The 25077-nt window shown below is 57.0% G+C and carries 24 protein-coding genes and 1 pseudogene; 17 read left to right on the top strand and 8 right to left on the bottom strand.

Annotated features, from left to right (window positions below):
* Positions 1 to 20: 20 nt before the first annotated feature.
* Positions 21 to 782, bottom strand: coding sequence for an SDR family NAD(P)-dependent oxidoreductase (locus tag B9Z49_RS07060; RefSeq protein ID WP_108352720.1), 762 nt, complete (start codon positions 780 to 782; stop codon positions 21 to 23).
* A gap of 9 nt (positions 783 to 791) precedes the next feature.
* Positions 792 to 2525 carry an FAD-dependent oxidoreductase gene (locus tag B9Z49_RS07065; RefSeq protein WP_108352721.1) on the bottom strand — a complete coding sequence of 578 codons (1734 nt, stop codon included), beginning with the start codon at positions 2523 to 2525 and terminating at the stop codon, positions 792 to 794.
* 144 nt (positions 2526 to 2669) lie between these two features.
* Here B9Z49_RS07065 and B9Z49_RS07070 point away from each other — a divergent pair, with 144 nt between their 5' ends.
* Complete coding sequence (locus tag B9Z49_RS07070) at positions 2670 to 3494, top strand: IclR family transcriptional regulator (protein WP_108352815.1); 825 nt, start codon at positions 2670 to 2672, stop codon at positions 3492 to 3494.
* Between the two features lie 288 nt (positions 3495 to 3782).
* On the opposite strand, the gene B9Z49_RS07075 is transcribed toward B9Z49_RS07070, so the two are convergent.
* The 3 genes from B9Z49_RS07075 to B9Z49_RS07085 are packed head-to-tail and all read right to left on the bottom strand — an operon-like array spanning position 3783 to position 6343.
* Positions 3783 to 4319, bottom strand: a complete 537-nt coding sequence (locus tag B9Z49_RS07075) for a VOC family protein (protein ID WP_108352722.1) — start codon at positions 4317 to 4319, stop codon at positions 3783 to 3785.
* A gap of 50 nt (positions 4320 to 4369) precedes the next feature.
* A complete protein-coding gene (locus B9Z49_RS07080) occupies positions 4370 to 4612 on the bottom strand; it encodes a DUF2783 domain-containing protein (RefSeq protein WP_108352723.1) in 243 nt (80 codons plus the stop codon).
* Positions 4613 to 4630: 18 nt separating this feature from the next.
* A complete protein-coding gene (locus B9Z49_RS07085; RefSeq protein ID WP_108352724.1) occupies positions 4631 to 6343 on the bottom strand; it encodes an FAD-dependent oxidoreductase in 1713 nt (570 codons plus the stop codon).
* Positions 6344 to 6566: 223 nt separating this feature from the next.
* On the opposite strand from B9Z49_RS07085, the gene B9Z49_RS07090 reads away from it, so the two are divergent.
* Entirely contained in the window at positions 6567 to 7340 is a 774-nt protein-coding gene (locus B9Z49_RS07090; RefSeq protein ID WP_108352725.1) for a FadR/GntR family transcriptional regulator, read from the top strand.
* Position 7341: 1 nt separating this feature from the next.
* On the opposite strand, the gene B9Z49_RS07095 is transcribed toward B9Z49_RS07090, so the two are convergent.
* Entirely contained in the window at positions 7342 to 8361 is a 1020-nt protein-coding gene (locus B9Z49_RS07095; RefSeq protein ID WP_108352726.1) for a tripartite tricarboxylate transporter substrate binding protein, read from the bottom strand.
* Between the two features lie 201 nt (positions 8362 to 8562).
* Positions 8563 to 9435, bottom strand: coding sequence for an oxaloacetate decarboxylase (locus B9Z49_RS07100; RefSeq protein ID WP_108352727.1), 873 nt, complete (start codon positions 9433 to 9435; stop codon positions 8563 to 8565).
* Positions 9436 to 9504: 69 nt separating this feature from the next.
* Between B9Z49_RS07100 and B9Z49_RS07105 the strand changes: the two genes are divergently transcribed.
* The 4 genes from B9Z49_RS07105 to B9Z49_RS07120 all read left to right on the top strand — a co-directional run bounded on the left by B9Z49_RS07105 (position 9505) and on the right by B9Z49_RS07120 (position 13150).
* On the top strand, positions 9505 to 10299 hold the full coding sequence (locus B9Z49_RS07105; RefSeq protein WP_108352728.1) for an SDR family oxidoreductase: 795 nt from the start codon (positions 9505 to 9507) through the stop codon (positions 10297 to 10299).
* Positions 10300 to 10394: 95 nt separating this feature from the next.
* Positions 10395 to 11021 carry a lipocalin family protein gene (locus B9Z49_RS07110; protein WP_108352729.1) on the top strand — a complete coding sequence of 209 codons (627 nt, stop codon included), beginning with the start codon at positions 10395 to 10397 and terminating at the stop codon, positions 11019 to 11021.
* A gap of 117 nt (positions 11022 to 11138) precedes the next feature.
* The gene (locus B9Z49_RS07115; protein WP_108352730.1) at positions 11139 to 12113 is read left to right on the top strand and encodes an oxygenase MpaB family protein; all 975 of its coding nucleotides are present in this window, start codon (positions 11139 to 11141) and stop codon (positions 12111 to 12113) included.
* A 95-nt stretch (positions 12114 to 12208) separates the two neighbouring features.
* A complete protein-coding gene (locus B9Z49_RS07120) occupies positions 12209 to 13150 on the top strand; it encodes an alpha/beta hydrolase (protein WP_108352731.1) in 942 nt (313 codons plus the stop codon).
* 580 nt (positions 13151 to 13730) lie between these two features.
* On the opposite strand, the gene B9Z49_RS07125 is transcribed toward B9Z49_RS07120, so the two are convergent.
* Entirely contained in the window at positions 13731 to 14525 is a 795-nt protein-coding gene (locus B9Z49_RS07125; protein WP_108352732.1) for an IclR family transcriptional regulator, read from the bottom strand.
* A 225-nt stretch (positions 14526 to 14750) separates the two neighbouring features.
* Between B9Z49_RS07125 and B9Z49_RS07130 the strand changes: the two genes are divergently transcribed.
* The 11 genes and pseudogenes from B9Z49_RS07130 to B9Z49_RS07180 all read left to right on the top strand — a co-directional run bounded on the left by B9Z49_RS07130 (position 14751) and on the right by B9Z49_RS07180 (position 24993).
* Entirely contained in the window at positions 14751 to 15383 is a 633-nt protein-coding gene (locus B9Z49_RS07130) for an amino acid ABC transporter permease (RefSeq protein ID WP_199225007.1), read from the top strand.
* A complete protein-coding gene (locus B9Z49_RS07135) occupies positions 15380 to 16030 on the top strand; it encodes an amino acid ABC transporter permease (RefSeq protein ID WP_108352733.1) in 651 nt (216 codons plus the stop codon). The genes B9Z49_RS07130 and B9Z49_RS07135 overlap by 4 nt, the downstream gene beginning before the upstream one ends.
* On the top strand, positions 16017 to 16748 hold the full coding sequence (locus B9Z49_RS07140) for an amino acid ABC transporter ATP-binding protein (protein WP_108352734.1): 732 nt from the start codon (positions 16017 to 16019) through the stop codon (positions 16746 to 16748). Before B9Z49_RS07135 ends, B9Z49_RS07140 begins: the two co-directional genes overlap by 14 nt.
* 102 nt (positions 16749 to 16850) lie before the next feature.
* Positions 16851 to 17636 carry a transporter substrate-binding domain-containing protein gene (locus B9Z49_RS07145; RefSeq protein ID WP_108352735.1) on the top strand — a complete coding sequence of 262 codons (786 nt, stop codon included), beginning with the start codon at positions 16851 to 16853 and terminating at the stop codon, positions 17634 to 17636.
* 38 nt (positions 17637 to 17674) lie between these two features.
* Positions 17675 to 18424 carry a creatininase family protein gene (locus B9Z49_RS07150; RefSeq protein ID WP_158273433.1) on the top strand — a complete coding sequence of 250 codons (750 nt, stop codon included), beginning with the start codon at positions 17675 to 17677 and terminating at the stop codon, positions 18422 to 18424.
* 17 nt (positions 18425 to 18441) lie between these two features.
* The gene (locus B9Z49_RS07155) at positions 18442 to 19452 is read left to right on the top strand and encodes a succinylglutamate desuccinylase/aspartoacylase family protein (RefSeq protein ID WP_108352737.1); all 1011 of its coding nucleotides are present in this window, start codon (positions 18442 to 18444) and stop codon (positions 19450 to 19452) included.
* A gap of 43 nt (positions 19453 to 19495) precedes the next feature.
* Entirely contained in the window at positions 19496 to 20506 is a 1011-nt protein-coding gene (locus tag B9Z49_RS07160; RefSeq protein WP_108352738.1) for a zinc-binding alcohol dehydrogenase family protein, read from the top strand.
* Positions 20507 to 20511: 5 nt separating this feature from the next.
* Entirely contained in the window at positions 20512 to 21639 is a 1128-nt protein-coding gene (locus B9Z49_RS07165) for a D-mannonate oxidoreductase (RefSeq protein ID WP_108352739.1), read from the top strand.
* A 23-nt stretch (positions 21640 to 21662) separates the two neighbouring features.
* Positions 21663 to 23196 (top strand): annotated as a pseudogene (locus B9Z49_RS07170) (UxaA family hydrolase).
* Positions 23172 to 24170: a sugar kinase gene (locus B9Z49_RS07175; protein WP_255418868.1), complete on the top strand. Its 999-nt coding sequence runs from the start codon at positions 23172 to 23174 to the stop codon at positions 24168 to 24170. Before B9Z49_RS07170 ends, B9Z49_RS07175 begins: the two are co-directional and overlap by 25 nt.
* 175 nt (positions 24171 to 24345) lie before the next feature.
* Positions 24346 to 24993 (top strand): oxygenase MpaB family protein, encoded by a 648-nt coding sequence (locus B9Z49_RS07180; RefSeq protein WP_255418871.1) that lies wholly within the window; start codon positions 24346 to 24348, stop codon positions 24991 to 24993.
* Positions 24994 to 25077: the final 84 nt, after the last annotated feature.

Raw genomic sequence — 25077 nt, forward strand, 5'->3', positions numbered from 1 at the left:
GATCCCGGCCGCAGTGGAAATCAGACTGCCAAGAACCCGCCGTCGACTGGAATCGTCACGCCAGTGACGTAAGTCGACATAGAGGATGCGAGGAACAGAACTGCCCCCACCAACTCCTCAGGCTCTGCGACCCGCCCCATCGGGATGCGGGTGAGGAATTTCTCCAGCTTCGCAGGATCCGCCCGCGTAGAAGCCGACATGGCGGTGGCAATCACTCCCGGAGCGATCGCATTGACCCGTATGCCGTCCTTGGCCAAATCAGCCGCCAGAGATTGTGTGAGCTGTTTGACGGCCCCTTTCGATGGGGCATAGCCCAGAGTGTTTGGCCAGCCGGCAAAGGAGGCTACAGAAGCTACGTTGACTATCGTGCCTTTCGTTTTCCGAAGATCAGATAGGAACGCATGCGTGACATTGAAAGTGCCCTCGACATTGACTCTCATGATCAGTTGCAGATTTTTGGCTGCATTCGGGCTGTCAATGCCTTCGCGGATGAGAATGCCGGCGTTGTTGACCAATACATCCACAGCGCCCACGTCCTTGGCGACATGGCGAGCAGTTTCAGCGCATTGCTCCGCCGAGGTCACATCTAGGCCAAAGCTCCAAGCTTGTCCCCCTTTGCTTTGAATGATTTCGGCCGTCGCATCAGCATTCTCGCGATTGAGGTCTGTGACTACGATCTTGGCACCAGCCTCTGCTAATCCTATGGCGATAGCTTTGCCATTGCCCTGTCCAGCTCCTGTGATGAAAACCGTGCGACCAATAAGAATTTTTGGGATATCCATGGTTCCTCCTCAGGCAACGTGAGCGGGAGCGGACTGTGTGGCTTTAACCTGATCGGCTATATGATTTGCTGCGATGTAGCCAAAGGTCAGACCTGGTCCCAAGGTGATGCCTGCCCCGGTGTACTCGCCGCCCATGATGCTGGCTGCATCATTGCCAGCGGCATAAAGTCCTTCAATCGGATTGCCATCGGTACGGATCACTTGGCCGTTTTCATTTGTTTTCAGACCCATGAAGGAGCCAATGTCGCCAGGTACTAGCTTGATGGCATAGAAAGGTCCTGTCCTCAGTGGCTCCACACAGGGGTTCGGGCTGTGCAGTGCATCGCCTTGATACCGGTTGTAGGCTTTGCTGCCACGACCAAATTCGGGATCCCGACCGAACTGAGCGTTCTCGTTGTAGCGGTTGATGGTTTCTTCTAGTGCGGAGGTACTCACACCAATTTTTTGTGCAAGTTCGGCTACCGTTCCCCCCTTTTTCAGATACCCGTTGCGCAGGTGTTCGCCCATAGGCATGGGGAACGGCTTAACAAATCCAAGTCCATAACGGCGAATGGCGCGGTGATCAGCCACTAGCCAGCAAAAACTGTCCTCCTTGCTGACGGAAGACTCAACAATGGCTTGCACGACATCGTGGTATGAATTGGCTTCGTTAGTGCAGCGCTTGCCATCCTGATTGACCGCGATTACCCCGGGTTTAGCGCGATCGATGAAGTGCGGCATGATGCCCGTACTCCCGTCCTTGCGCGGCACCAGCGACATCGGAGTCCATGCTGCAGCATGCTGCAAGGTGTCATCAAATACGCCACCTACGGCCTCTGCCATGCGTGCCCCATCGCCGGTATTGGAATGCGGAGTTGGTGACCAATGCTGATGGCCTGAACGAACGTGGGGGTAGACCTTTTTTTTCCGCACCTCGTCATGTGGAATACCCCCGCTTGCCAGCACCACTCCCATCCTGGCATTGACCTTGACCCTTTGACCTTGTTGTTCTAAAACCGCTCCAGTTACTCGCTCCCCGTCGCGCAACAATTGCGTAACAGGAGAAGACAACAGCACCGGCACTGATAAATTCGCCGCCGACTTCGCCAATCGCGCAGCCAAGGCATTGCCATTGGTCAGCGTCATACCACGGCCGTAACGCAAGACCTCCAAAAAATGTTTGGTCAGGCGCTTTGTCACGTACCAGGCCGACTCTAAAGATCGCGAGGCTCGCATGAAGTGGATGATGTCTTTCCCTGAACCGATCGTGAGGCCGAAGACTGTCAACTCTGGAAGCACAGGGCCAAGGTCTTTGAGCAGCGGCCCCATCTCGCGAGCGTCCATAGGGCGTGTCACAAATGAGCGACCACCTTGCGCAGCGCCTGGTGCCTCCGCATGGTAGTCAGGGAATGTCAGCGGCATATCGAACTGCACCACCGTCTTGGATGTGAAAAATTCGACGCACTTGGGACCGTTTTCGATAAACGCGCGCACGCGCTTTTCATCAAAGTTGTCACCAGCCTGATCCTTGATGTAGGTCAGTGCCTGATCTGGGCGCTCGACATGGCCCAAGGCTTTGGCCATCTGGGTGTTCGGAATCCAGAGCCAGCCGCCAGAACGGGATGTCGTCCCCCCGTAGAAAGAGGCCTTTTCTGCCACAACGACTTTCAAACCACGGATGGCGCTCGTAACCGCAGCAGACATGCCTGCCACACCCGACCCCACAACCAGAACATCGCAATCAAGCTGATTTTTTACCGACATTGAAATCTCTTTCTAAGGAATGGAAGATCAATTACTCATCGCATTAGCGCTAATTTAAACCTAGCAAGCTAAATGATGTTTAGGGATTTACCCTGTACTAGCGTGCTAGACATTGACTAATAATTGGTGCGTATGATTCCAGCCATGCCTAAAATCCATCCAATCAATTTAAAAAACGTTTCGGAGCCCACACCAGAACGCGAGCGGCGTGGTATTCAATCGATTGAGGTGGGAGGGGAAATCCTTAAGGTTCTCGCTTCAGAGCCAAGGCCCATGGCGTTAAAGGACTTGGTGAAAGCGGCCAACATGCCTTCAGGAAAAATTCATCCGTATTTGGTGAGTTTTGCGAAGATTGGCTTGGTAGCACAGGACCCTTTTACTGGGTATTACTTTTTAGGCCCCATGGCGATCCAGCTGGGGTTGATCAGTCTGCAAACAATGAACCCTGTGCGTGAGGCCACTCCGTTCGCAGAAGCCCTTGCCCAAGAGACCACTCACAGCGTCGCGATTGCGGTCTGGGGCAATCTGGGCCCGGTGATCGTGCGACTAATCGATGCAAGCTATCCCGTGCACACCAATATCCGAACCGGATCAGTGATGTCGCTCGTCAACACTGCCACTGGCCGTGTTTTCTCGGCTTTTCTGCCGCGTAAACTGATCGAAAAGATGATGTTGGAGGACCGGATTCGATTAGGGCCTGACATCGCTCATCCTCTTGAAGAAAAGGTCGTTGAAAGGATGATTGAAGAAGCCCGCACCAGAAAACTCTCGCGAGGCGTCAACCACCCTACGCCAGGTGTCGCCTCTTTCTCTGCCCCTGTCTTTGACTATTCCGGCAACATCGTTTTGGCCATCACGATCATGGGGCCCACTGGAACATTTGACACTGATTGGGATGGACGGGCGGCCAAGGCACTGCGGGTCTGTGCCGAGTCAATTTCAAAACGGCTGGGCCATCACGCAACGTGATCATTAAGACAAGTGATGGTTGAAGTCCTCGCTAACGGGCAGGTAGCTATTGGCAACCTTGGCTAACAGGGCTTCCCATCTTTTTTCTTAGCCTTTATCGGTCATGAGAACTATAAAGATCGATGACTGCTACTGGCCGGTAGCTGGCAGCCAGCGCTTTTAGCCGATGTCTCCTAACGCTGCAAATCAGTCGTTGGAGACCTAATAACCCAGGTCTATCTTGTCCGGAGCTAGCGCCAAAACCCGACTTGCCGGGCCATCAGGCCCAGCCCCTGGCGTCAAGCTGCTTCAGTTGGTCAACTCGGTCTCGTGCATCCAGGCCGCGTGTTTGGGGGCGCGTTTGGTTTGCGCCCACTCGTTGAGCATCTCCCATTTGCACGCGTCGAGCTTGGCGTACATCTCGGGCGTGCCCACGTCGGCGGCCAGTTCCAGGCGGTGGCCGTTCGGGTCAAAGAAGTAGATGCTCTTGAAAATGGTGTGGTTGGTCGGGCCCAGCACCTCTACGCCGTTGGCTTGCAGGCGGGCCTTGGCGTCTTCCAGCGCTTGAAGGCTGTCAACTTGAAAAGCAATGTGTTGCACCCAAGCGGGGGTGTTTTCGTCACGGCCCATTTCGGGTGAGTTGGGCAGTTCAAAAAAGGCCAGCACGTTGCCGCCACCCGCGTCCAGGAACACATGCATGTAAGGATCAGGGGCCTTGGTGGAGGGCACCAAGTCTTCGGCGATGGCCAGCACGAAATCCATGTTCAGGTTTTTCACGTACCACTCGACAGTGGCTTTGGCGTCTTTGCAGCGGTAAGCGGCGTGGTGGATGCGGTTGATTTTCATGGCGGTCTCCGGTGTTCAGTGCGACTTGTCAGTGGGCTCAGTCGTTGGGCTCAGTCGGTTTGGCGGGCGGCTTGCAATGCCTCGCGCAGCACGCGCAAGTCGCCAATGTGGTTGGCCAGCAGCAAAATCAGGCGGGCGTTGAGTGCTTCGCTTTGTTCGTCGCTCAGGCCGTTGTGGGCGTCGATCAAGTTTTCGTAAAACTCGTCACCCGGTGAAAAGTCGCGAAAAAATCGGCGTCCGGCCTCGTGGAAGTGGGGCGCGGTGATTAGGGTTGTGGGTGTGTCGGTGGGCATGTCGGTTCTCTAAGGGCTTCAGGCAGGTGTGCCCACTTGACCCAAGGCGCGGGCCATGGCCGCTTGCACCCGGTCGGTGTCCAGGGTGCGCCAGCGGGCGAGCACATGCTGGTCGGGGCGCAGCAAATAGGTGGTGCCGGGTTGCGCGTCATAGCGCTTGGCCACCAGGCCTTGGGTGTCGACGATGACGTTCATGCTGGGGATGTTCAAGGGGCTTGGGGCGACGATGAGCAGAGTTGGCTGGATGGGAGAAGCAATCGCGCGCAGGGGCGTGCTCCCACCATGCAAGGAGACATCTGCAAGTTGCGCCAGCACATCGGGCGAGAGCGGCGCATCCACAAACAACATGACCTGAAAACCCTTGCCCACTTGGTTGAGCAACCAAGCATCTTGTCCGTTCACTTGGACGGGCGCATCGTCCATCGGCGCGCCAGGCACCATGTTGCCTTCAAACGCTTCGGCATCGGGCGTGTTGAGCATCGAATCGGTCAGGAAGGACGGCATGGACAGGCGGCCCGAGTTGACCAGCTTGCGCGCAAACGGGTGGTGCTTGGCCAGCGCCAGCACCTGGTTGCGAAAGGTCTTGCTGGTGCGGCTCTTGGGCGTGATGAAGTCGGTCGAGCGCGTCGAGTTCATGATGTTTTCGTCGGCGGCAAATTCGCGGTCCATCGCGTAGGTGTCGAGCAATTTCTCACTAGCCTGGCCCTTGATGACCAAGCCCAGTTTCCACATCAAATCGTCTGCGTCCTGAAAACCCGAGTTGGCCCCGCGTGCGCCAAAGGGTGAGACCTGGTGAGCCGCGTCGCCTGCAAACAGCACGCGGCCGTGACGGAAGTCGGTCATGCGGCGGCACTGGAAGGTGTAGATGCTGACCCACTCCAGCTCAAACGGGCGCTCGTCGCCCAGCATGGCCTTCAGGCGCGGGATGACTTTTTCGGGCTTCTTTTCCTCTTCGGGGTCGGCGTCCCAGCCCAGCTGAAAATCGATGCGCCAGACGTTGTTGCTTTGCTTGTGCAGCAGCACGCTTTGGTTGGGGTGAAAGGGCGGGTCGAACCAGAACCAGCGCTCGGCCGGGTAGTCGGCTTTCATGATCACGTCGGCGATCAAAAAGCGGTCCTGGAACACGCGGCCTTCGATGTCCAGCCCCAAATGGCGGCGGATCGGGCTGCGTGCGCCGTCGGCCACCACCAGCCAGTCGGCTTCAATGTCAAACGTGCCTTCGGGCGTTTCCACCGTCAGCGTGGCGTGTGCGTCGTGGCCTTCATCGTGGCGGGTGACGGCAGTGACTTTGTGCTGCCAGCGAATGTCCGCGCCCAGCTCCAACGCTCGGGCAATCAGCATTTCCTCAACATGGTATTGCTGCAGATTGATCATGCCGGGGCGCTTGTGGCCCGCGTCGGGCACCAGGTTGAACTGGTAGACCTCGTCTTCTTCCAAAAAAGTGCGGCCAATGTTCCAGCTCACGCCCAAGCCACAAGCCTCGTCGGCAATGCCCAAACGGTCCAGAATTTCGAGCGAGCGCTTGGCGTAGCACACCGCCCGCGAGCCGACCGACACGGTCTTGTCGTCGTCCAGCACCAGCACCTCAAGCCCCTGCAAGCGGGCATCAATGGCCGCGGCCAAGCCCACAGGCCCTGCGCCAATGACGATCAACGGCTTGCGCTGCGGCGGCGTGGACATCAAGTCGGCTGGTGACTTGTACGGATAAATCGGGTTGACGTAAGCACCCATGTGCGAGCTCCAGAATGGTCAAAAAGCACCCTGCGGTGCCCAGGCCGTAATTTACCATTGATAAATCAATTTACCTAAACGTAATTCTAAGGGGTTCAGCGTTGAGGGTTAAGCGTGATGGGTTGAACGCAACACCCAGCCCCCAACGCCCAACGACACCTGTTTGACAGCACCCCGTTGCTCAGCCCGTTATGCTTAGATTTGTTTTTTGTATGACAACTCCATGAGCCAGCACTTCACCCCCGTCTCCAGCGGTGCCCGTTTGTCCGATCAGGTGGCGGAGCAATTGAGCGCCGAGATCAAGCAAGGTCGTTTGGCGCCGGGCGACAAACTGCCCACCGAGGCGCGCTTGGTTGAGCAATTCGCCGTCAGCCGCACCGTCGTGCGCGAGGCGGTGTCGCGCCTCAAATCTCTGGGTCTGGTGGACTCGCGCCAGGGCAGCGGGGTGTTTGTCAGGCAGCAACTGCCCTTTGCGCCGCTGCAGTTCGAAGCCCGGCAAGCCGCTTCGCAAGAGGCCGTGATTCAGATGGTGGAGGTACGCCGCGCTTTGGAGGCCGAGGTGGCGGCGTTGGCGGCCGAGCGGCGCAGTGCCAGCGACCTGCTGGCCATCGAACAAGCGGTCAAGGCGCTGGAACAGGCTGTCCAGTCGGGTGGCGATGGTGTGGCCGAAGATGTGCATTTCCACCGGGCGATTGCCGAGGCCACACACAATCCTTTTCTGATCCAGACATTGGGCTACCTCAGCCAGTTCCTGCACGGGGCCACTCAGGTCACGCGGGCCAACGAGGCCCGGCGTGGCGACTTTACAGCCGCCGTGCGCAGCGAGCACCAGGCCATCTTGCAGGCCGTGCAGGCCGGTGATTCTGTGCAGGCCCGGCAAGCCGCTGCCGCGCACATGGGCAACGCCATCGACCGCATCCGCAAAGCCGACCCGGCCTTTTGGGTGCAAGAAGGCGAGCGGCTGGCGCAGCCCTTGGTCAAAGGGCTGCAGGGCTGAATCACTCGGCCTTGATGCCCGCCGCTTTGACCACCGCCGCGTAGCGCGACAGGTCACGCGCCATGTCGCGGCCAAAGCGCTCAGGGCCGCCAGGGCTGGCGGTGATGCCCAGGGTGTTCAGGCGCTCGCGCACAGCCGGGTCGTTCAGCACCGCGTTCAGTTCGGTGTTGAGCTTGTCCACAATCGCTTGGGGCGTTTTGGCTGGGGCCAACAGGCCCACCCAGGAGTTGATGTCGAAATCGGCCACGCCCGATTCGATGAAGGTGGGCACATCGGGCAGGGACGGGGCGCGCTGCGCGCTGGACACCGCCACCGCATGCAACTTGCCTGATTTGACGTGTGAAATGGCACCCGCCACGGCGGTGTAAACCAGCGGGATGTTGCCGCCCAGCAAGTCGATCATGGCCTGACCGCCGCCTTTGTAGGGGATGTGCGTCAGGTTGGCGCCGGTGCGCTGCTTGAGCAATTCGCCGGCGATGTGCGGCGTGCCGCCCGTGCCCGAAGAGCCATACGACAAGCCGCCCGGCTGGGTTTTGGACAAGGCGATCACTTGTTGCAGTGACTTGGCGGGCACGCCTGGGTGCGACACCAAAATCAAAATTGCGTCGCCGATCTTGCCGATCGGGGCAAAGTCTTTGACGGTGTCAAAACCCACTTTGGGCGCCGAATGCGGGTAGATCACCAAGGTCCCGTCAAAGCCCAGCAGCAGGGTGTAGCCGTCGGGCGCGGCCGCGGCCACCATTTGCGTGCCGATGCTGCCGGATGCGCCGGGCTTGTTGTCCACGATCACCTGTTGGCCCAAGCGCTTGGACAACTGCTCGGCGATCAGACGGCCGCTGGTGTCGGTCACCCCACCGGTCGCAAAGGGCACGACCAGGCGAATGGGTTTGGCGGGGTAGGCAGCTTGCGCAGCAGCGGTGCTGGCGCTCAGGGCCAAGCCGCCGCACACACTGGCGGCCAGTCCAGTGGCCAGCAGGGTTTGCAGCCAGTGGCGGCGGGGGGATGATTTCAATGAGGTCATATTTGTCTCCTTGGGGTTTGATGGATCTGGCACGCTGAAGTTTCAAATTTTTTGCACCGTCAAGTGCAACTCGGTGGCTATGGACCCGCTCCCCGTAGGAGCCCACCCCGTGGGCGATGGCTTGGTGGGCGATGCTGATCAGGGCGTGTCCCACGCCCATCACCCACGGGGTAGGCTCCTACGGGGGCACATCAATAAAAATCAATTGGTTTCAGCGTAGCGCTTTTCAAAAGCCCACACGTCTTCAAAACCCATGAGCTTGGTCAGGTCGGCGAAGTCGTACAAAGGCGTGTCGCCCTTGGCCGACGAGCCCGTGTCCTTGAACTGTTGGTACACCTGCGTCATGGCCTGCACGCCCGCCAGCAAGGCGGTGACCGGGAAGATGGCGATCTTGTAGCCCAGCGCCTCCAGCTCGGGGCGGGTCAGCACCGGGGTGCGGCCTTTCTCGACCATGTTGGCCACCAGCGGCAGGTCAAAGCTTTGGCCAATGCGGCGCATTTCTTCTTCGGTCTCGGGCGACTCGACAAACAAAATGTCCGCCCCAGCCTTGGCATAGGCCTCAGCCCGGCGCAGCGCTTCATCCAGGCCCAGCGTGGTGCGGGCATCGGTGCGGGCGATGATCAAGAAGTCTTTGGACGCGCGCGAATCGACGGCCACCTGGATTTTGCGCACCATGTCGGCCGTGGGGATGACGCGCCGGCCCGGGGTGTGGCCGCATTTTTTGGGGAACTCTTGGTCTTCAAGCTGGATGGCGCAAGCGCCTGCGGCTTCGTAACCCCGAATGGTGTGGCGCATGTTGAGCAAGCCACCGTAGCCCGTATCGGCATCGGCAATCAGCGGCGTGCGGGCCATGCCCGCCATGGCGGTGACGCGGCCGACCATGTCGCTGTAAGTGGCCAGACCCGCATCGGGCAGACCCATGTGCGAGGCCACGGTGCCGTAGCCGGTCATGTACAGCGCATCAAAGCCAAAGCTGTCGGCCAGGCGCAGCGACACCATGTCAAATACACCGGGCGCGACCACCAGACCCGGTTGGTTCAAACGCTCACGCAGGACAGAGATTTTTGAGTTCATGGGGCAAAGGAAAAAGAAGGGTGTTTAAATCACGTAATTCAATTTCTTATTTCATCAGAAGAGTACCCCATGAATCTGCACCTAAGCGACAAGCATGTATTGATCACTGGCGGCAGCAAAGGCATTGGCCTGGCTTGCGCTCACGCCTTTCTGGAAGAGGGCGCGAAGGTCACGCTGGTCTCGCGTGACGTAGCCAACCTGACCAATGCCCTGCAAAAACTGCACGTCCACTTTCCGGCTGAGCGCATCCACACGGTGGCGGCCAATTTGCGCGATGCGGCGCATGCCCTGACGGCGCTGAACTCGGCTGAAGCCGCGTTCGGCCCGGTTGATGTGTTGGTCAACTCGGCTGGTGCGGCCAAGCGCACGCCCGCACCCGAGCTTACGCCCGAGTCCTTTGCCGATGCGATGCAGGCCAAATACTTCACCACCATCCACATGCTCACCCCCACCATCCAGCGCATGGCCGCGCGTGGCCAGGGCACGGTGGTGAACATCGTGGGCAATGGCGGCAAAGTGGCCAGCCCCATCCACCTGCCCGGCGGTGCGGCCAACGCGGCTTTGATGCTGGTGAGCGCCGGTATGGCTGCGGCTTACGGGCCACAGGGCATTCGGGTGAATGCGGTGAACCCCGGCCTGACCTTGACCGATCGCCTGCAAGAAGGCATGGCGGCCGATGCACGGATCAAAGGGGTCGACACCCACGAAGCCATGGCGCAAGCGGTCGCCAAAATTCCCTTGGGCCGCATGGCCGAGCCCGAAGAAATAGCCCACGTTGTGCTGTTTTTGGCCTCGCCCAAAGCCAGTTACGTCACCGGCATTTGCATGAGCATGGACGGTGCGATGAACCCGATCGTGGTGTAACAGACAGACCTGGTGCAGGCGCTGTGGCCAGCTCGCTGCGGCGACCAAGACGCCCTCCGATACACCCTCCGATACCGCGCCTGCAGGACACCAGCATGAACCCCACCCTCAACCCTGCAACCCGACCGGTGAACGCGCCACGCCGATGGGCCGTCCCAGCCGTTCTTGGCGCTTTGTCCCGCACGGCTGCAGGATGGCTGGCCCTGGCCCTGATCGCCTTCGCGGCCATTGCTCCAGCGCATGCCGAACCTGCGCCTTTGCAATCCGTGCCCTCGGTGGACGTGCCGCGCTACATGGGCACCTGGCACGAGATCGCCAAATACCCGAACTGGTTTCAGAGGAAATGCGCCAGCAGCACGCAGGCCACCTACACGCTGCAAACCGATGGCCGGGTGCAGGTGCTCAACCGCTGCAAAACCGACAAAGGCGAATGGACCGAGGCGCTGGGCGCGGCACGACAAATTGGCGGGCCGAACTCTCCAAGGCTCAAGGTGCGCTTTGCCCCCGAATGGTTGTCCTTCATTCCGCTGGTCTGGGGCGATTACTGGATCATCGACCTGGACCCGGACTACCAATGGGTGGTGGTGAGCGAGCCGAAACGCGAGTACCTGTGGATCTTGTCACGCACACCGCAAATGCCTGCGGCCATTTACCAAGAGCTGTTGGGCAAGCTGCATGACCGTGGCTTTGATTTGAAACGGATCGAACCCAGTCGGCCTTGAGCTAAGGGATTCGAGCAGGGCCACCGCGTGCCGGTGCAGCGACCAAGGTCATTGCCCTTGACTCTGCAGGGCTGCGCTTGCTGAACCACACTTGGGTTTTTTTCAAACCTCTAGGCCATGGCCAGATTCCCATTTTTTCAATCCCCTTTGCGCACGCAGCTGCAAACGCACCTGGAAGCGCAGATCAAGGACCAGCTGGGCCAGCGCGTGCGGGCCATGACCGGGGCCACCGGTGATGCGCGCGACTTTTTGCAACCCGCAGGCGACCCCGGGTTGTTCGGGCCCGACTCGGCCGCCTGGCAGGTACACGCCCACTTTGTAGCCATGATGACCGGGGGCTTGTCGTCACTCATGCTGCAGGCCCTGCACCCCCGGGCGCTGGCCGCCGTATGGGACCACTCCAGCTTTCGCACCCAGCTGCAGGCGCGCTTGGGGCGCACCGCCCTGTTTGTGGCCACCACCACCTATGGCGGCACGGCAGCGGCTTTGCAGACCATCGAGCGGGTCAACCGCATCCACGCGCACATTCGCGGCACGCTGCCCGACGGCACGCCCTATGTGGCCAACGATCCGGAGTTGATCCGCTGGGTGCACCTGGGCGAGACCACCAGTTTTTTGCGTGCCTACCAAGACCTGTCGCTGCAGCCTTTGCGCTCGGACAGACAAGACCTGTACTTTGCCGAAATGGCGCAAATGGGGGAGCGCTTGGGCGCGCACGATCTGCCCCTGACGCGCCATCAGGCCCTGATGCAACTGCAGGATTACCGACCTCAATTGCGGGTGGATGAGCGCACGCGCGAAACGATTGACCTGATCGAGCACTACCCGTGTGCGCCCTTGGACAGACCCTTGGTCAGCCTGATCGTGCGGGCCGCGTTTCAGATGTTGCCCGATTGGGCGCTGGAGATGCTGGAGCGCGAACGCAGCTGTGCGCTGGAGCAAGCCGCTGTGCGCACCGCCTTGCAAGGCATGGGCGCGTCGTTGGCCTGGGCTTTTGCCGAGACGGGGGTGGCCGCCCGCGCCAGCCAGCGCATGGACCCGGCATTCCCGGCCCCGACGTTCAGGGCTGCTGTATCGGGTCAAGGTACTTGAGCAAGGACACGTCGTAATTGAATCCGCCAAGCAAATGCAATGCCATGTCATCTGTTCTATAGTCCGCCAGACAACAAACATCAAGGAGACTGCACATGCTTCACCCGCACGTCAAAGCACTGCTCAGCCTGATTGAGCAAAGCGGTATTCAGCCCCTCCATACCCTTACGCCCGCAGCTGCTAGGGCGCTGTATAAGGATCGCAAGAACCTCACCCAGCCAGAACCTCCTGAAGTCGGTGATGTGCGCGAGTTGCAGGCGTCAGGCCCCCACGGCCCGATTCCCCTTCGCCTATACCGACCTGTTGGAACTGCGGCTGGCACCGAACTGCCAGCACTTGTCTACTTCCACGGCGGGGGATTTGTCATTGGCGATTTGGACACCCACGATACGCTGTGCCGAGAGTTGAGTAACGGCGCTGGGTGCGCTGTGATTTCGGTCGACTATCGACTGGCGCCAGAATTTCGGTTCCCGTGCTCCGTTGACGACTGCCTCGCAGCCACCTACTGGGTATACAGGAATGCGAAAGCGCTGAACCTTGATTCGGCCCGTCTGGCCATCGGTGGCGACAGCGCAGGTGGCAACTTGGCGGCTGTTATCGCTATCTTGGCGAGGGACGCTGGTGACCTTCCGATCTCGTTTCAGCTCCTGATCTACCCATGCACCGACGCACGCTGTGTTACAGAGTCCTACAAAACCAACGGGCAGGGCTTCATGCTCACCAGAGATACCATGGACTACTTCATCGGTCACTATCTCACTTCAGCCAATGAAAAAGTTGAAATGCGTGCGTCACCGCTGCTGCATCCTGACCTATCGAAGCTGCCACCAGCCTTCACACTGACAGCTGGATATGACCCGCTGCGTGATGAGGGGCTTCAATATGCACAGCGCCTCACCGAGGCCGGGTGTGATTCAACGTACGTGTGCTTCCAGCGACAGATTCACGGCTTTGTTTTGATGGGAAAAGTCATCAACGAGGCACATACCGCAGTGTCGATGTGTGCGGGGGAGCTGAAACGTCGACTGTTCACATGACGCTAGCGTAATGAATGTAAGTCATTCTCCTATGATCCTGTTCCTCGGCTTCGACGGCGTGCGGCAACGTGTTGGTAGCCCCAGCTTTAACTTGGCACGACTGCCGATGCTAGAAGACTGCCTGAGCCATGCCTAGCATGGCCCATGTGCAGATCGTGATCACGTCTACGCTCACTGTCTACGGCTTCTCACCCACCAGGCGCTTGCGCGACTGGATCCGCAGGTTGAGTTCCTGCTACCAGTAAATCTGTTAGAAACGCTTGTGGTTACACCGGATCCCTTCACGTTGCGAAGGTACAGGTAACACAGGCCAAAGCCCCAACTGCGGTTGTTGTCAGTCAGGTGCAGCAGCCAATCAGCGATCTGCTCGTTCTCGGTGCTCTTTCTGGACGCGTAGCGATAGCAGCACTGGCTGATTGCGAAGATGCGACAGGCCACTCCGATGGACGGACCGCTCGCCTTAAACCCTTGGCTGGAATAGCTTCTGTTTTGTGCGCAGTGTTTAGCACTGTACAAACAGCCTGAGATTAGCCCTTGCGGACCGAATCAGTTTTGCGGGGTCCATCGGAGATGCTGGTGACTACGCCGTATCAGAGTCGCCTGCGTAGCCAAGCAACTTTGACAGACGCACGGCAATTTCGCGCCCGATTTCCTCGGTGTCTGGAATGCTAGGACTTTGTGGTCTGTCCAGTCTTTCGTAATAGGGCACAGTCAGGGCGGCCATGACCTCTCGACCATTACCAAAGATGGGATAAGAAATGTCTATGGAACCTCGGATACGGCTGCTGGGCGATGTAATCACCCCGTTTCGTCTGACCTCTTCGATCTGTTGAAAGAGATGAGCAGCATCGATCTCCAATTCACCATGAATACGGACCTGTGCCGCGAGCATGCGAGTCCGCTCTGCGTCATCGCGAAAAGCCAATAGGACCTTTCCAGATGCGGTGTCGCTGAGCTTGGCGAGCGCACCCACTTTGGCGCCCATGGTGAACGGCCCAGGCGCATCGACCTGGGCCACCACAAGCAACTGACCGTCATGGTAAGTACTCAAATGGCAAGACTGATAGGCCCGGCCAGCCAACTCACGCATTAGGGGCGTTGCTGTAGCAACCAAGGACCTTAGTGGCTGTTGCCGATGGGATAGCTCAAGCATCTTGAGGCTTAGGCGATAACGATCATCACCATCCAAGATGAGGTAACCCCGCTGTTCAAGGGTCAAAGCCATGCGAAAGATTTCACTGATGCTCCGTCCCATCGCCTTAGCAAGGTTGCTCAAACCCATGGGCTGCGCAGCGCCTGCGAGGACTTCTAAAAGGTCTAGCCCTTTTTCGAGGGCCGGCGCTGTGTATTTGGGCGTAGATTTGTCAGTTGGCATGATTTAACTTTCACATATAAAAAGTTTATTTTATCAAAGAAAATTTAAGTTGTGTTTCCTTGAGGTTTTTTCTGTATCTTGGTAAAAATTATTCGAAATTAAGGGTTTTCGATGAATTTTTCTGAGTAGTACGCCAGATAAGATGGCTCGTCTGATAAAATTTTTTTGCAGATAAAATAACTTTTCATATACAAAGTGACATACAGCTTTCAGTTCAGAGACGTCTTGGCCCAGAAAGAGGCAATTTTTGATGGTCTGATGATCACCTTGCAACTTAGTGCAATCACTATTGGTTTGGGATTCATCCTGGGAATTGCCGTCGCGGTGAGCTTGGTCTACGGTAGCGCCTGGCTACGCGGCTTAGGACGGGCCTACGTCGAAGTGATAAGAAACACGCCGCTCATTGTTCAACTGTTTCTGATTTATTTCGGTTTACCGGGCGTCGGCATCGAACTTGACGTGATGACGGCGAGTGTGCTCGCTTTGACCATCAACCTTGGAGCCTACACCGCAGAGATCGTTCGCGCCGGCATTGAAAGTATTCCCAAGTCGCAAATTGAAGCCGGGATCTCCTTGGGCCTGAACAAGCCACAAATTTTCCGCCACGTGGTGCTGATTCCCGCGCTGAAAAATGTCTACCCATCGTTGTCGAGTCAATTCGTGCTGATGATGTTGGCCACGAGCGTGGTATCGCAGATTTCGGCGCCCGACCTGTTTCACACGGCTTCCATCATCCAGTCCAGGACCTTTAGGGATTTCGAGGTTTACATCGTCGTCTCGCTACTGTACTTGGGTCTGACGCTCCTGTTGCGTGGCGGATTTAGCCTCTGCTATCACCTGATTTTTCGCAGAACATGATTCGTGAACTTTCCCTCACCGACGCCTACTATCTGATCCTCGCGATTCGCTGGACCATTGGGTTGGCCTTTTTGGCTTTGATAGGGGGCGGCGCTATTGGCTTGGTGGTCGCGGGCTTGGGAGCTTCGCGGTTCAGGATACTGCGCGGATTTGCTTTCGGTTACGTGGGTATCGTGCAGGGCATCCCGCTGCTTGGATGGCTGTTCATCTTTTATTTTGGCCTGTCCATTTGGGGCTATAAGCTCCCGCCCCTGGCGGCGGCCACACTGGGCTTTTCGATTTATGCCGGTGCCTTCCTGGGTGAAATCTGGCGAGGCGCGCTGATGGCGATTCCCAAAACTCAGTGGGAAGCCGGTGTCTCGATCGGATTGTCTTACTTTGAGCAGTTGCGGTACGTCATCATTCCGCAGGCTTTCCGCATAGCTATCCCGCCCACAGTGGGATTCATAGTCCAACTGATCAAAAACACCTCACTCGGTGCCGTCATCGGCTTCGTGGAGTTGACGCGCGAGGGTCAACTGACCACGGCGGCCACCTTCCAGCCATTTTCTGTCTACTTGCTCGTGGCCATGATGTATTTCTGCCTGTGTTTCCCCCTTACCCGTTACAGCCGAATAATAGAAAGGAAACGACGTGTCGTTCGTTGAATTGAAATCCGTGGTCAAGCGCTACGGTAGCAACACCATTCTGCAGAATGTCGACCTGAGCATTGAGAAGGGTGAAATCATCGCGGTCATCGGCCGATCTGGCTCGGGGAAAAGCACCATGCTGCGGTGTATCAACGGCCTTGAGCCCGTGCAGGCTGGCGAGGTCTGGGTCGACGGTGTCGCGGTGCATGATCCAGGCGCTGATTTGCGCGCACTTCGCGCACGCGTGGGCACCGTGTTTCAGAGCTACAACCTGTTTCCGCACCTGACAGTGGAGCGCAACATCACCCTGGGCCCCATGATCGTCAAGGGCGTGCCGGGTGCTGAGGCAGCCGCCTTGGCACGTGCGGCGCTGCGCAAGGTTGGCCTCGAACAGAAGATCGGCGCTTATGCCGATGAACTTTCAGGTGGACAGCAGCAGCGGGTGGCCATTGCGCGATCTTTGGCCATGGCACCGAACCTGATGCTGTTCGATGAAATCACATCAGCGCTCGACCCAGAATTGGTGGGCGAGGTTCTGCTGGTACTGGAGGAAATGGCAAGTGAAGGTATGACCATGTTGCTGGTTACCCACGAAATGAATTTCGCGCGCCGTGTGGCGAATCGGGTTGTTTTCATGCACCACGGTAAGGTCTGGGAGCAAGGGCCAGCCAAAGAATTTTTTGCTAATCCGAAGACTCCGGAATTAGAGAGCTTTCTCAGTGCAGTGTTGCACTGATTAGCTAGGTAAATTTTGTCGTTACTTCCGGGCAAAGTCGTCCTGCCAAATTGGTTGGGTGAATAAACAGGAAGGCTTTTTGGTATCAATCAGGAGATAGTTATGTTGAAAAAATGGACACGCCATATGGCCGTCGCCTTGCTTTCGCTTGGCCTCGTCAGCAATGCAATGGCCGATCGTTTTCAGGCAATCTTGACCGCCGGTGTCATTCGAATTGGTGTGCCAGTGGATGTGCCGCCCTTTGGCACTCAGAATGCGAACCGTGAAGCAGAGGGCTATGACATTGATGTTGCCAACATGGTGGCCAAAGCCTTGGGCGTGAAAGCCGAACTTGTACAACTCACTGGCGCCAATCGCTTGCCCTTCCTGCTTACCGACAAAGTCGATGTGGTGATCTCCATCATGGGTCTGACACCTGAGCGCGCCAAGCAGATCATGTTCAGCGCACCCTATGCCAACACATCACTGGCGGTGTATGGTCCAAAAAATATTGTAGTCAAGTCGGCCAGTGACCTCGGTAAGTTCAAAGTTGCAGCAGCCAAAGGCACTGCCCAGGAGATGGCCCTTTCCGCCGCCAATCCCAAAGCAAACATCATGCGTACGGAAGATGATGCCACTGCCATTTCGGCATACGTCACTGGCAAGGCTCAACTCTTCGCCTCCAACAGTGTGGTAGTCCCTGCACTGGCCAAAATGAACCCGAAAAATGAGTTTGACCTCAAGTTCAACATTCGAAACAGCCCGGCTCACATGGGTGTAAAAATGGGAGAGCACAACTTAGTGCGGTGGCTCGATTCTTTCGTGTATTTCAATACCCAGAATGGCGAGTTAGACAAGCTGCACCAGAAATGGCTGTATCGCAAGATGGACCCCATGGGATCCCTGTGACAAAAAGTCATCGGCCCAGAGAAGTCCGCTGGGACCGGATGACAGCTCCAGACTTGGTGCGCGCCGCGCGCATGAAGACTGTGGTGATCATCCCGCTGGGCGCTAGTGAGCAGCATGGTCCCCACCTGCCAACCCAGGTTGACTGGAGACTCGCCTACGAGATTTCGAAGCGGGCAGCGCAACAAATGCGCAGCCCGTTCAGCGCCTTGGTCACGCCAGCAATCCCCTTCGGCATGTCGGAGCACCACATGTCCCTTGGTGGCACGCTGACCCTTAACTACGCGGCCATGTCCGCGGTGGTTGGCTGCGTGGTGCGATCAGTAGCCCGGCATGGTTTCCGTCGCATCTTTGTGATGAACGGGCATGGTGGCAACATCGCGGCACTGGAAACGATCATCACTGAGCTGACAGTGGAACTGCAACTACCCTTGGCGGCAGGTACTTACTGGCACATTGCCGAGGCCTCGATCGCGGACATTCTCACGCAACAGGAGCGCGTGCTTCACGCTTGTGAGGCCGAGACCTCCATGCTACAGGCACTCTCACCCGAGACGGTCAAGCCTCTCAAAAAAACATTCCGGACGCCCTTGGTACCAGGTCTCTCAGCGATCCCGGGAGTCAATCCAGGCATTTACCGCTGGCAGCAACTCGGCACTCGTTCGCGCCAGGGGCTGATCGGTGAAGCTTGGGCCGCCAGTCCTGACAAGGGCCACCGGCTGCTGCAAGCTATCGCCAACGATGTGGCCCAGGCCCTCTCCGTGCCGGCCCTTTGGGATGCCCCCATTTAGACCATGAAGAAATTACTATGAGCACAACGGTATTCAGCGATATTGACTGGGAGCGGGACGGCAAGCAGGTGGGTACGATTTACCTGCCCCACTCGCCCGATGACGATGCCTGGGGTGTTATCCCTTTCCCCGCTGCGTCCATCAAAAACGGGCAGGGCCCAGTGGTGGTGGTGTCAGGCGCCGTCCATGGCGATGAGTATGAAGGGCCGATCGTCATCGCCGAGTTGATGCGCCAGATTCAGGCCAGTGAGGTGGCTGGCCAATTGATTTTGCTGCCCACGTTCAATGCTCCAGCCCTAAGAGCCGGTCGCCGCACCTCGCCTATCGATCACCTCAACCTTAACCGTGTCTTCCCGGGAGACGATCACGGTTTGCCGACGCAGCAAATTGCTCGGTATGTGACTGACCACATACTTAGCCGTGCTGACTTTTACTTGGACCTTCACGCCGGGGGGCGGACACTTTTTATTCAGCCCAGTGCTCATGTGGTTATGGCCGACGATATGCCGCCAGGCCTCATCGAAGCCAACGCCCGCTTAGCCGAGGTATTCGGGGTTGGCATCACAGTACAAACCAGCAACATGGGTGACTACCGCACTGCGGCCGGTTATGCCACGTTGAAAGGTATCCCCACACTGGCGGCTGAAATGGGAATGGGTGGCTGGGTCACTAGCGACTCTGTTCGAGCTACTCGCGAAGCCACACACAGGGTTCTCAAGCACACCGGTGTGTTGCCACACATCGCCACCATGCCCGGTGAGAAGACTCGCTGGACGCGTATCAATGGCGGGAAAGCCTATGTGTTTGCCCCGATGGATGGTTATTTCGAGCGCCGCTTCAAACTGGGAGATCGTATAGAGGCGGGTCAAGTGGCTGGTCTGATGCACGCCCTTACCCGTCCCAGTCTGGAGCCAGAGCCGGTGTTCTTCCAGTCAAGTGGCATGCTTTATGCGCACGGCCTCATCGGTCATGTGCGTGCGGGGCAGAACTTGGCGGTGTTGGTTGAGGACGTACATGAACCCGTTTAAACGTGTTGATGTCTAAATTTGATCCATAACTTAGGAGAAATTCATGCTAACGGTCGTCTGTGAAACGCCAAACAAGTTAATCGCCCAGAACCGGGACATTCCAACTCGTGGCCCAGATCAAGTACTGCTGCGTGTGAAGCGCGTAGGCGTCTGCGGAACCGATCTGCACATTTTTACTGGCAATCAACCCTACCTCCAATATCCAAGGGTCATGGGCCACGAGTTGTCTGGAATTGTTGAGAAGGCCCCAAGTGGAAGTCATTTGGCAGCTGGCGATACGGTTTATGTCATGCCTTACATCTCTTGCGGGACATGTATAGCTTGCCGTCAGGGAAAGACCAATTGCTGCGTCAACATTCAGGTTCTGGGCGTACACCGCGACGGTGCGTTCACCGAATATCTCAGTCTGCCACAGAGTTTCGTCCACAAGGCTGAGGGCGTTACCTTGGATCAGGCAGCAATGGTTGAATTCCTTGCGATAGGTGCCCATGCGGTACGTCGCTCCAACTTACTGCAGGGGCAGCGTGTCTTGGTGGTCGGCGCAGGTCCAATTGGCATGGCCGCGATGATTTTCGCCAAGATGCGGGGAGCCACTGTCACGACATTGGACGGGCGTCTAGATCGACTGTCGTTTTGCACCACGCATCTCGGTGTGAATGCTGCAGTGCAGTTAGGCCCTGATGACGAGAAGCAACTCTCGCAATGTACTGATAACGAGTTCTTCGACGTGGTGTTCGACGCCACAGGTAACCCTAAAGCTATGGAGCGTGGCTTCAAGTTCGTAGCGCATGGTGGTACCTATGTGTTGATTTCAGTGGTTGGTGCGTCAATCACATTCTCTGACCCGGAATTTCACAAACGTGAAACTACGTTAATGGGCAGTCGCAATGCAACTACAGAAGATTTTGAAACTGTGCTTAACGCATTGCGCGCTGGGTTGATTCCGGACAAAGCGCTCAACACGCATCGGATGACCCTGGCGGAAGTACCCGAAAATTTCCCGAAACTACTCGACCCGTCGCAGGGGGTTATCAAGGCTATCGTGGAGTGCTGAGACAAATGGGCCAGCCAATCCTGCAGTTCGGTACCAGCCGATTCCTGCAAGCACATGTTGATCTCTTTGTTTCCCAGGCGATGGACGCTGGGCAAGCACTGGGCGGTATCACAGTAGTTCAAACCACTGGCAGTCCTGCAAGTGCCGAGCGAGTTGCAGCTTTTTGCAACGGTCAGGGTTATCCAGTGATGATTCGCGGACTGTCACACGGAGAACGGATTGATCAATTGTTGACGTGCAAATCAATTCGCATGGCTTTGGATGCGAATGCTGATTGGCCATTAGTTGTGGATCACATGGCAGGTGACGTCACGGTGATCATCTCAAATACCGCAGATCGAGGCTATCAGATAGATGATCGGGACACAGCAGATTTGATCGGCCAAACGGCAAGGGTGCCTCGCAGTTTCCCTGCCAAACTGGTTGTTCTGCTGGTACATCGTTGGGTTGTGAAGCCAGAGGCTGAATTGTCGATATTCCCATGTGAGTTGGTTGAGCGAAACGGAGACACGCTTAGAGATGTGGTGTCTCAACTGGCGCGGAGGTGGAACCAGCCTGACGACTTCATTGCCTGGTTGCATGATCATTGTGTGTGGGCCAATTCCTTGGTCGACCGAATCGTTTCGGAAGCCATCAAGCCGGTAGGTGCAGTTGCAGAGCCTTACGCTTTATGGGCGATTGAACGACAAGAACGCTTGGTCTTGCCCTGCACTCATGAGTCAATAGTGGTCACGGATGATCTGGAGCGATTCGAGAGATTGAAACTGTTCTTCCTTAACGCAGGCCACACCTATCTTGCGCAACGGTGGCTGACCGATGCGCGAGCGGTAGACGAAACAGTAGCGCAGGCAATGAATGACCCGCTTCTTCGCGCCGATCTTGAGGTACTGTGGGCAGACGAAGTTTTGCCAATTTTTCAGAACTTGGGGCATGGCGTGGAGGCGCTGAACTACTTGACAACCGTGCGTGAACGTTTCCTGAATCCATACCTAGCCCACAAATTAGCTGACATCGCACAAAACCATGATGAGAAGAAGCAGCGTCGGCTGAGGCCAATCGTCACGCTTGCAGAGGCCACATCGCCCGATCTCAAGCAGCCACTCCTTCGTTCAGCTTTGGCAAATATCACTTAAAAAATTCTCAATAACGAGACGTCATGAATTGTGCCAATCCATTTCTCATCTGTTTAAACGATGCGGATAACGTAGCCGTAGCAAGGGTTGCTCTGTGCGTCGGACAGAATATTGTCCTAGGGGGTAAATTCATTACCGTGCGAAACCCTATCGCAGCGGGTCACAAGCTGGCACTTGAGTCTATCGCGGTGGGTCAACCTGTTCTTAAGTATGGACAGATCATCGGTCTGAGCACTCTTAATATCCAAGCAGGTGATCATGTACATCAACACAACGTCGCAATGCTCAGCTCCCAGTCGGACCATGGTGTGGGCAAAAAATTCCACCCAACTGCAATTGAGGCGGTCACGGCTAGTTTTGAAGGAATAGTGCGGGCTGATGGACGGGTAGGGACCAGAAATTATCTTGGTGTCATCTCTAGCGTCAATTGTTCTGCTACTGTCTGTAGACACATTGCGCAGTCCATTCAGGAGTCCACGCTTCGTGCGTATCCAAATGTGGACGGGGTTGTCGCGATAACCCATGGCAGCGGATGTGGCATGTCGGGTGCTGGTGAAGCCTTGGAGTTGCTTCGCCGTACATTGCGCGGATATGCTGATCATCCGAATTTCGCTGGCGTGCTCTTGCTCAGTCGGGCTTGGATGCGAGGTCAATCAACTTGCACCTCTGGTTAAGACCTTGGGCCGCCGAGACCCTGCATTGTTTGCTACTTTGACAATTCAGGACGAGGGAGGGACTCGCGAGACGATTGATGCAGGGGTGGCAATATTGCAAGACATGCTGCCGATTGCCGACCGCAAAATCCGTACGACCGCAAGTGCCAAGCACCTAACTGTCGGTTTGCAGTGCGGTGGCTCAGATGGCTATTCCGGCATCAGTGCAAATCCCGCGCTTGGTGCCGCCGTAGATCTATTGGTTCGAAATGGCGGAACGGCAATCTTGTCGGAGACGCCTGAGATATACGGCGCAGAACACTTGCTGACTGCGCGTGCGGCAAGTTCTGAAGTAGCGGAAAAACTTATGAGTCGTGTGCGTTGGTGGGAAGCGTACACGCACAAGCACGGGGGTAACATGAACAACAATCCTTCTCCCGGTAACCAGGCTGGTGGTATCACCACGATTCTGGAGAAGTCGCTGGGGGCAGTCGCAAAAGCAGGGAGCGGCGGTTTGATGGCTGTCTATGAATACGCTCAGCCAGTCCATGTACATGGCCTCGTGTTCATGGATACACCCGGATACGACCCCGTGTCTGCGACCGGGCAAGTAGCTGGTGGCGCCAACCTGATTTGTTTCACCACAGGACGAGGATCGACGTACGGATGCAAGCCTACACCCTCATTGAAGCTGGCCACACATACTGCACTGTTCAAGCGTATGAGTATGGACATGGACTTTGATTGTGGTGGCATAGTTGATGGGTATATGACCATTGCACAGGCAGGGGAACTCCTCTTCGATTTGATGCTGTCAACTGCCTCGGGTCAGCGTACAAAAAGCGAACTGCATGGCCTCGGAGACAACGAATTTCTACCGTGGCAACTTGGGGCGGTAATGTGAATCCGACTCTTGATTTAGTGACAGTTGGCGAGGCAATGGCTTTGTTGATCGCACAAGAGACTGGTGCGCTGTCCAGAGTGACTGATTTCAGTCGGGCTACTGCAGGCGCTGAACTCAATGTTGCGGTTGGTATCAAACGATTGGGGTTAAGCGTCGGATATATCAGCAAAGTGGGGGCCGACAGCTTTGGGGAGCATTTGCTTGCATTTTTGGATCAGCAGGGTATCGATCGCAAGCACGTTCAAATTGACCCCGACCACTCTACTGGATTCATGCTCAAGTCACGTGAGGTAGACGGCCGCGATCCAACCATAGAGTATTTCCGACGAAATTCGGCGGCCAGCTATTTGTGTCTTATCGATAACCCTGTCGACTATTGCCTCGCATCTCGGCACCTGCATCTGACTGGAATCAGTCCGGCACTGTCGACCCGCCTGAGAGAACTTGTATTTGAGATGTCCAGGCTCGCCAGGGCTCAAGGACGAACGATTTCGTTCGATCCAAATCTACGGCCACGACTCTGGCCTTCGCAGGCTGCGATGGTGGAGTGTATTAACCGGCTTGCCGCTTGCTCGGATCTTGTCATGCCGGGTTTGGCTGAAGGTCAACTCCTGACTGGACAAAGTACTGCGGAAGGAATTGCAAATTTCTACTTGGAGAAGGGGGTTAGCCAGGTAGTTGTAAAGCTAGGATCCCAAGGAGCTTTTGTTGCCAGCAAAGAGGGTTTTGCAACCATTTCTGGATTTGAAGTTGAGACAGTCGTTGACACGGTCGGTGCTGGCGACGGCTTTGCGGTAGGGGTTATCAGTGCACTCCTTGAGGGAATGTCGCTGAGCGAGGCTGCGCGGCGAGGCAATGCTATTGGTGCTCGCGTAGTTCAATTCCCAGGGGACTGCGATGGGTTGCCAAATCGAATAGAGCTCGACGAATACGTGCGTCGAGGATCACTCTCATCCGGTGTTGTTTTTGTTTGATGGGTGGTGAGGCACTATCAAAGCCTCAACTAGACCTTGGTTTTGAAGTGATCCATTGTCTGGGTACCATAAATTCCATGCAGTCCATGCCCATTCATCCGGTGATCGCCCAAGCTCTGGCAGCGACGGAGGATCAGCGCCTGTCTAGAAAAGCCAATCCCAGCTGCAGGCGCGGCTGGGGCGCACGGCCCTGTTTGTGGCCACCACCACCTATGGCGGCACGGCAGCGGCCTTGCAGACCATTGAGCGGGTCACCCGCATCCACGCGCACATTCGCGGCACGCTGCCCGATGGCACGCCCTATGTGGCCAACGACCCGCAGCTGATCCGCTGGGTGCACCTGGGCGAGATCACCAGTTTTTTGCGTGCCTACCAAGACTTGTCGCTGCAGCCTTTGCGCTCGGACAGGCAAGACCTGTACTTTGCCGAAATGGCTCAAATCGGCGAGCGCCTGGGCGCGCACAACCTGCCCCAAACGCGCCACCAAGCCTTGAGTCAGCTGCAAGACTTTCGGTCCGAGCTGCGGGTGGACGAACGCACACGAGAGACGATTGACCTGATCGAGCACTACCCGTGTGCGCCCTTGGACAGACCCTTGGTCAGCCTGATCGTGCGGGCCGCGTTTCAGATGTTGCCCGATTGGGCGCTGGAGATGCTGGAGCGCGAACGCAGCTGTGCGCTGGAGCAAGCCGCTGTGCGCACCGCCTTGCAAGGCATGGGCGCATCACTGGCCTGGGCTTTTGCCGAGACGGGGGTGGCCGCCCGGGCCCGCCAGCGCATGACCACTGAACTCAAGGCTGTTGGATCGTCTCCAGGTACTTGAGCAAGGACATGACCAAGTGGACCCCGGGTCTTCGACCGGGGTGACAAAAAAGGGGGGCGGAGTGCTGGTTGCGTTCTGCAGATC

This window comes from Limnohabitans sp. 2KL-51, from assembly GCF_003063645.1.
Lineage (GTDB): Bacteria > Pseudomonadota > Gammaproteobacteria > Burkholderiales > Burkholderiaceae_C > Limnohabitans_A.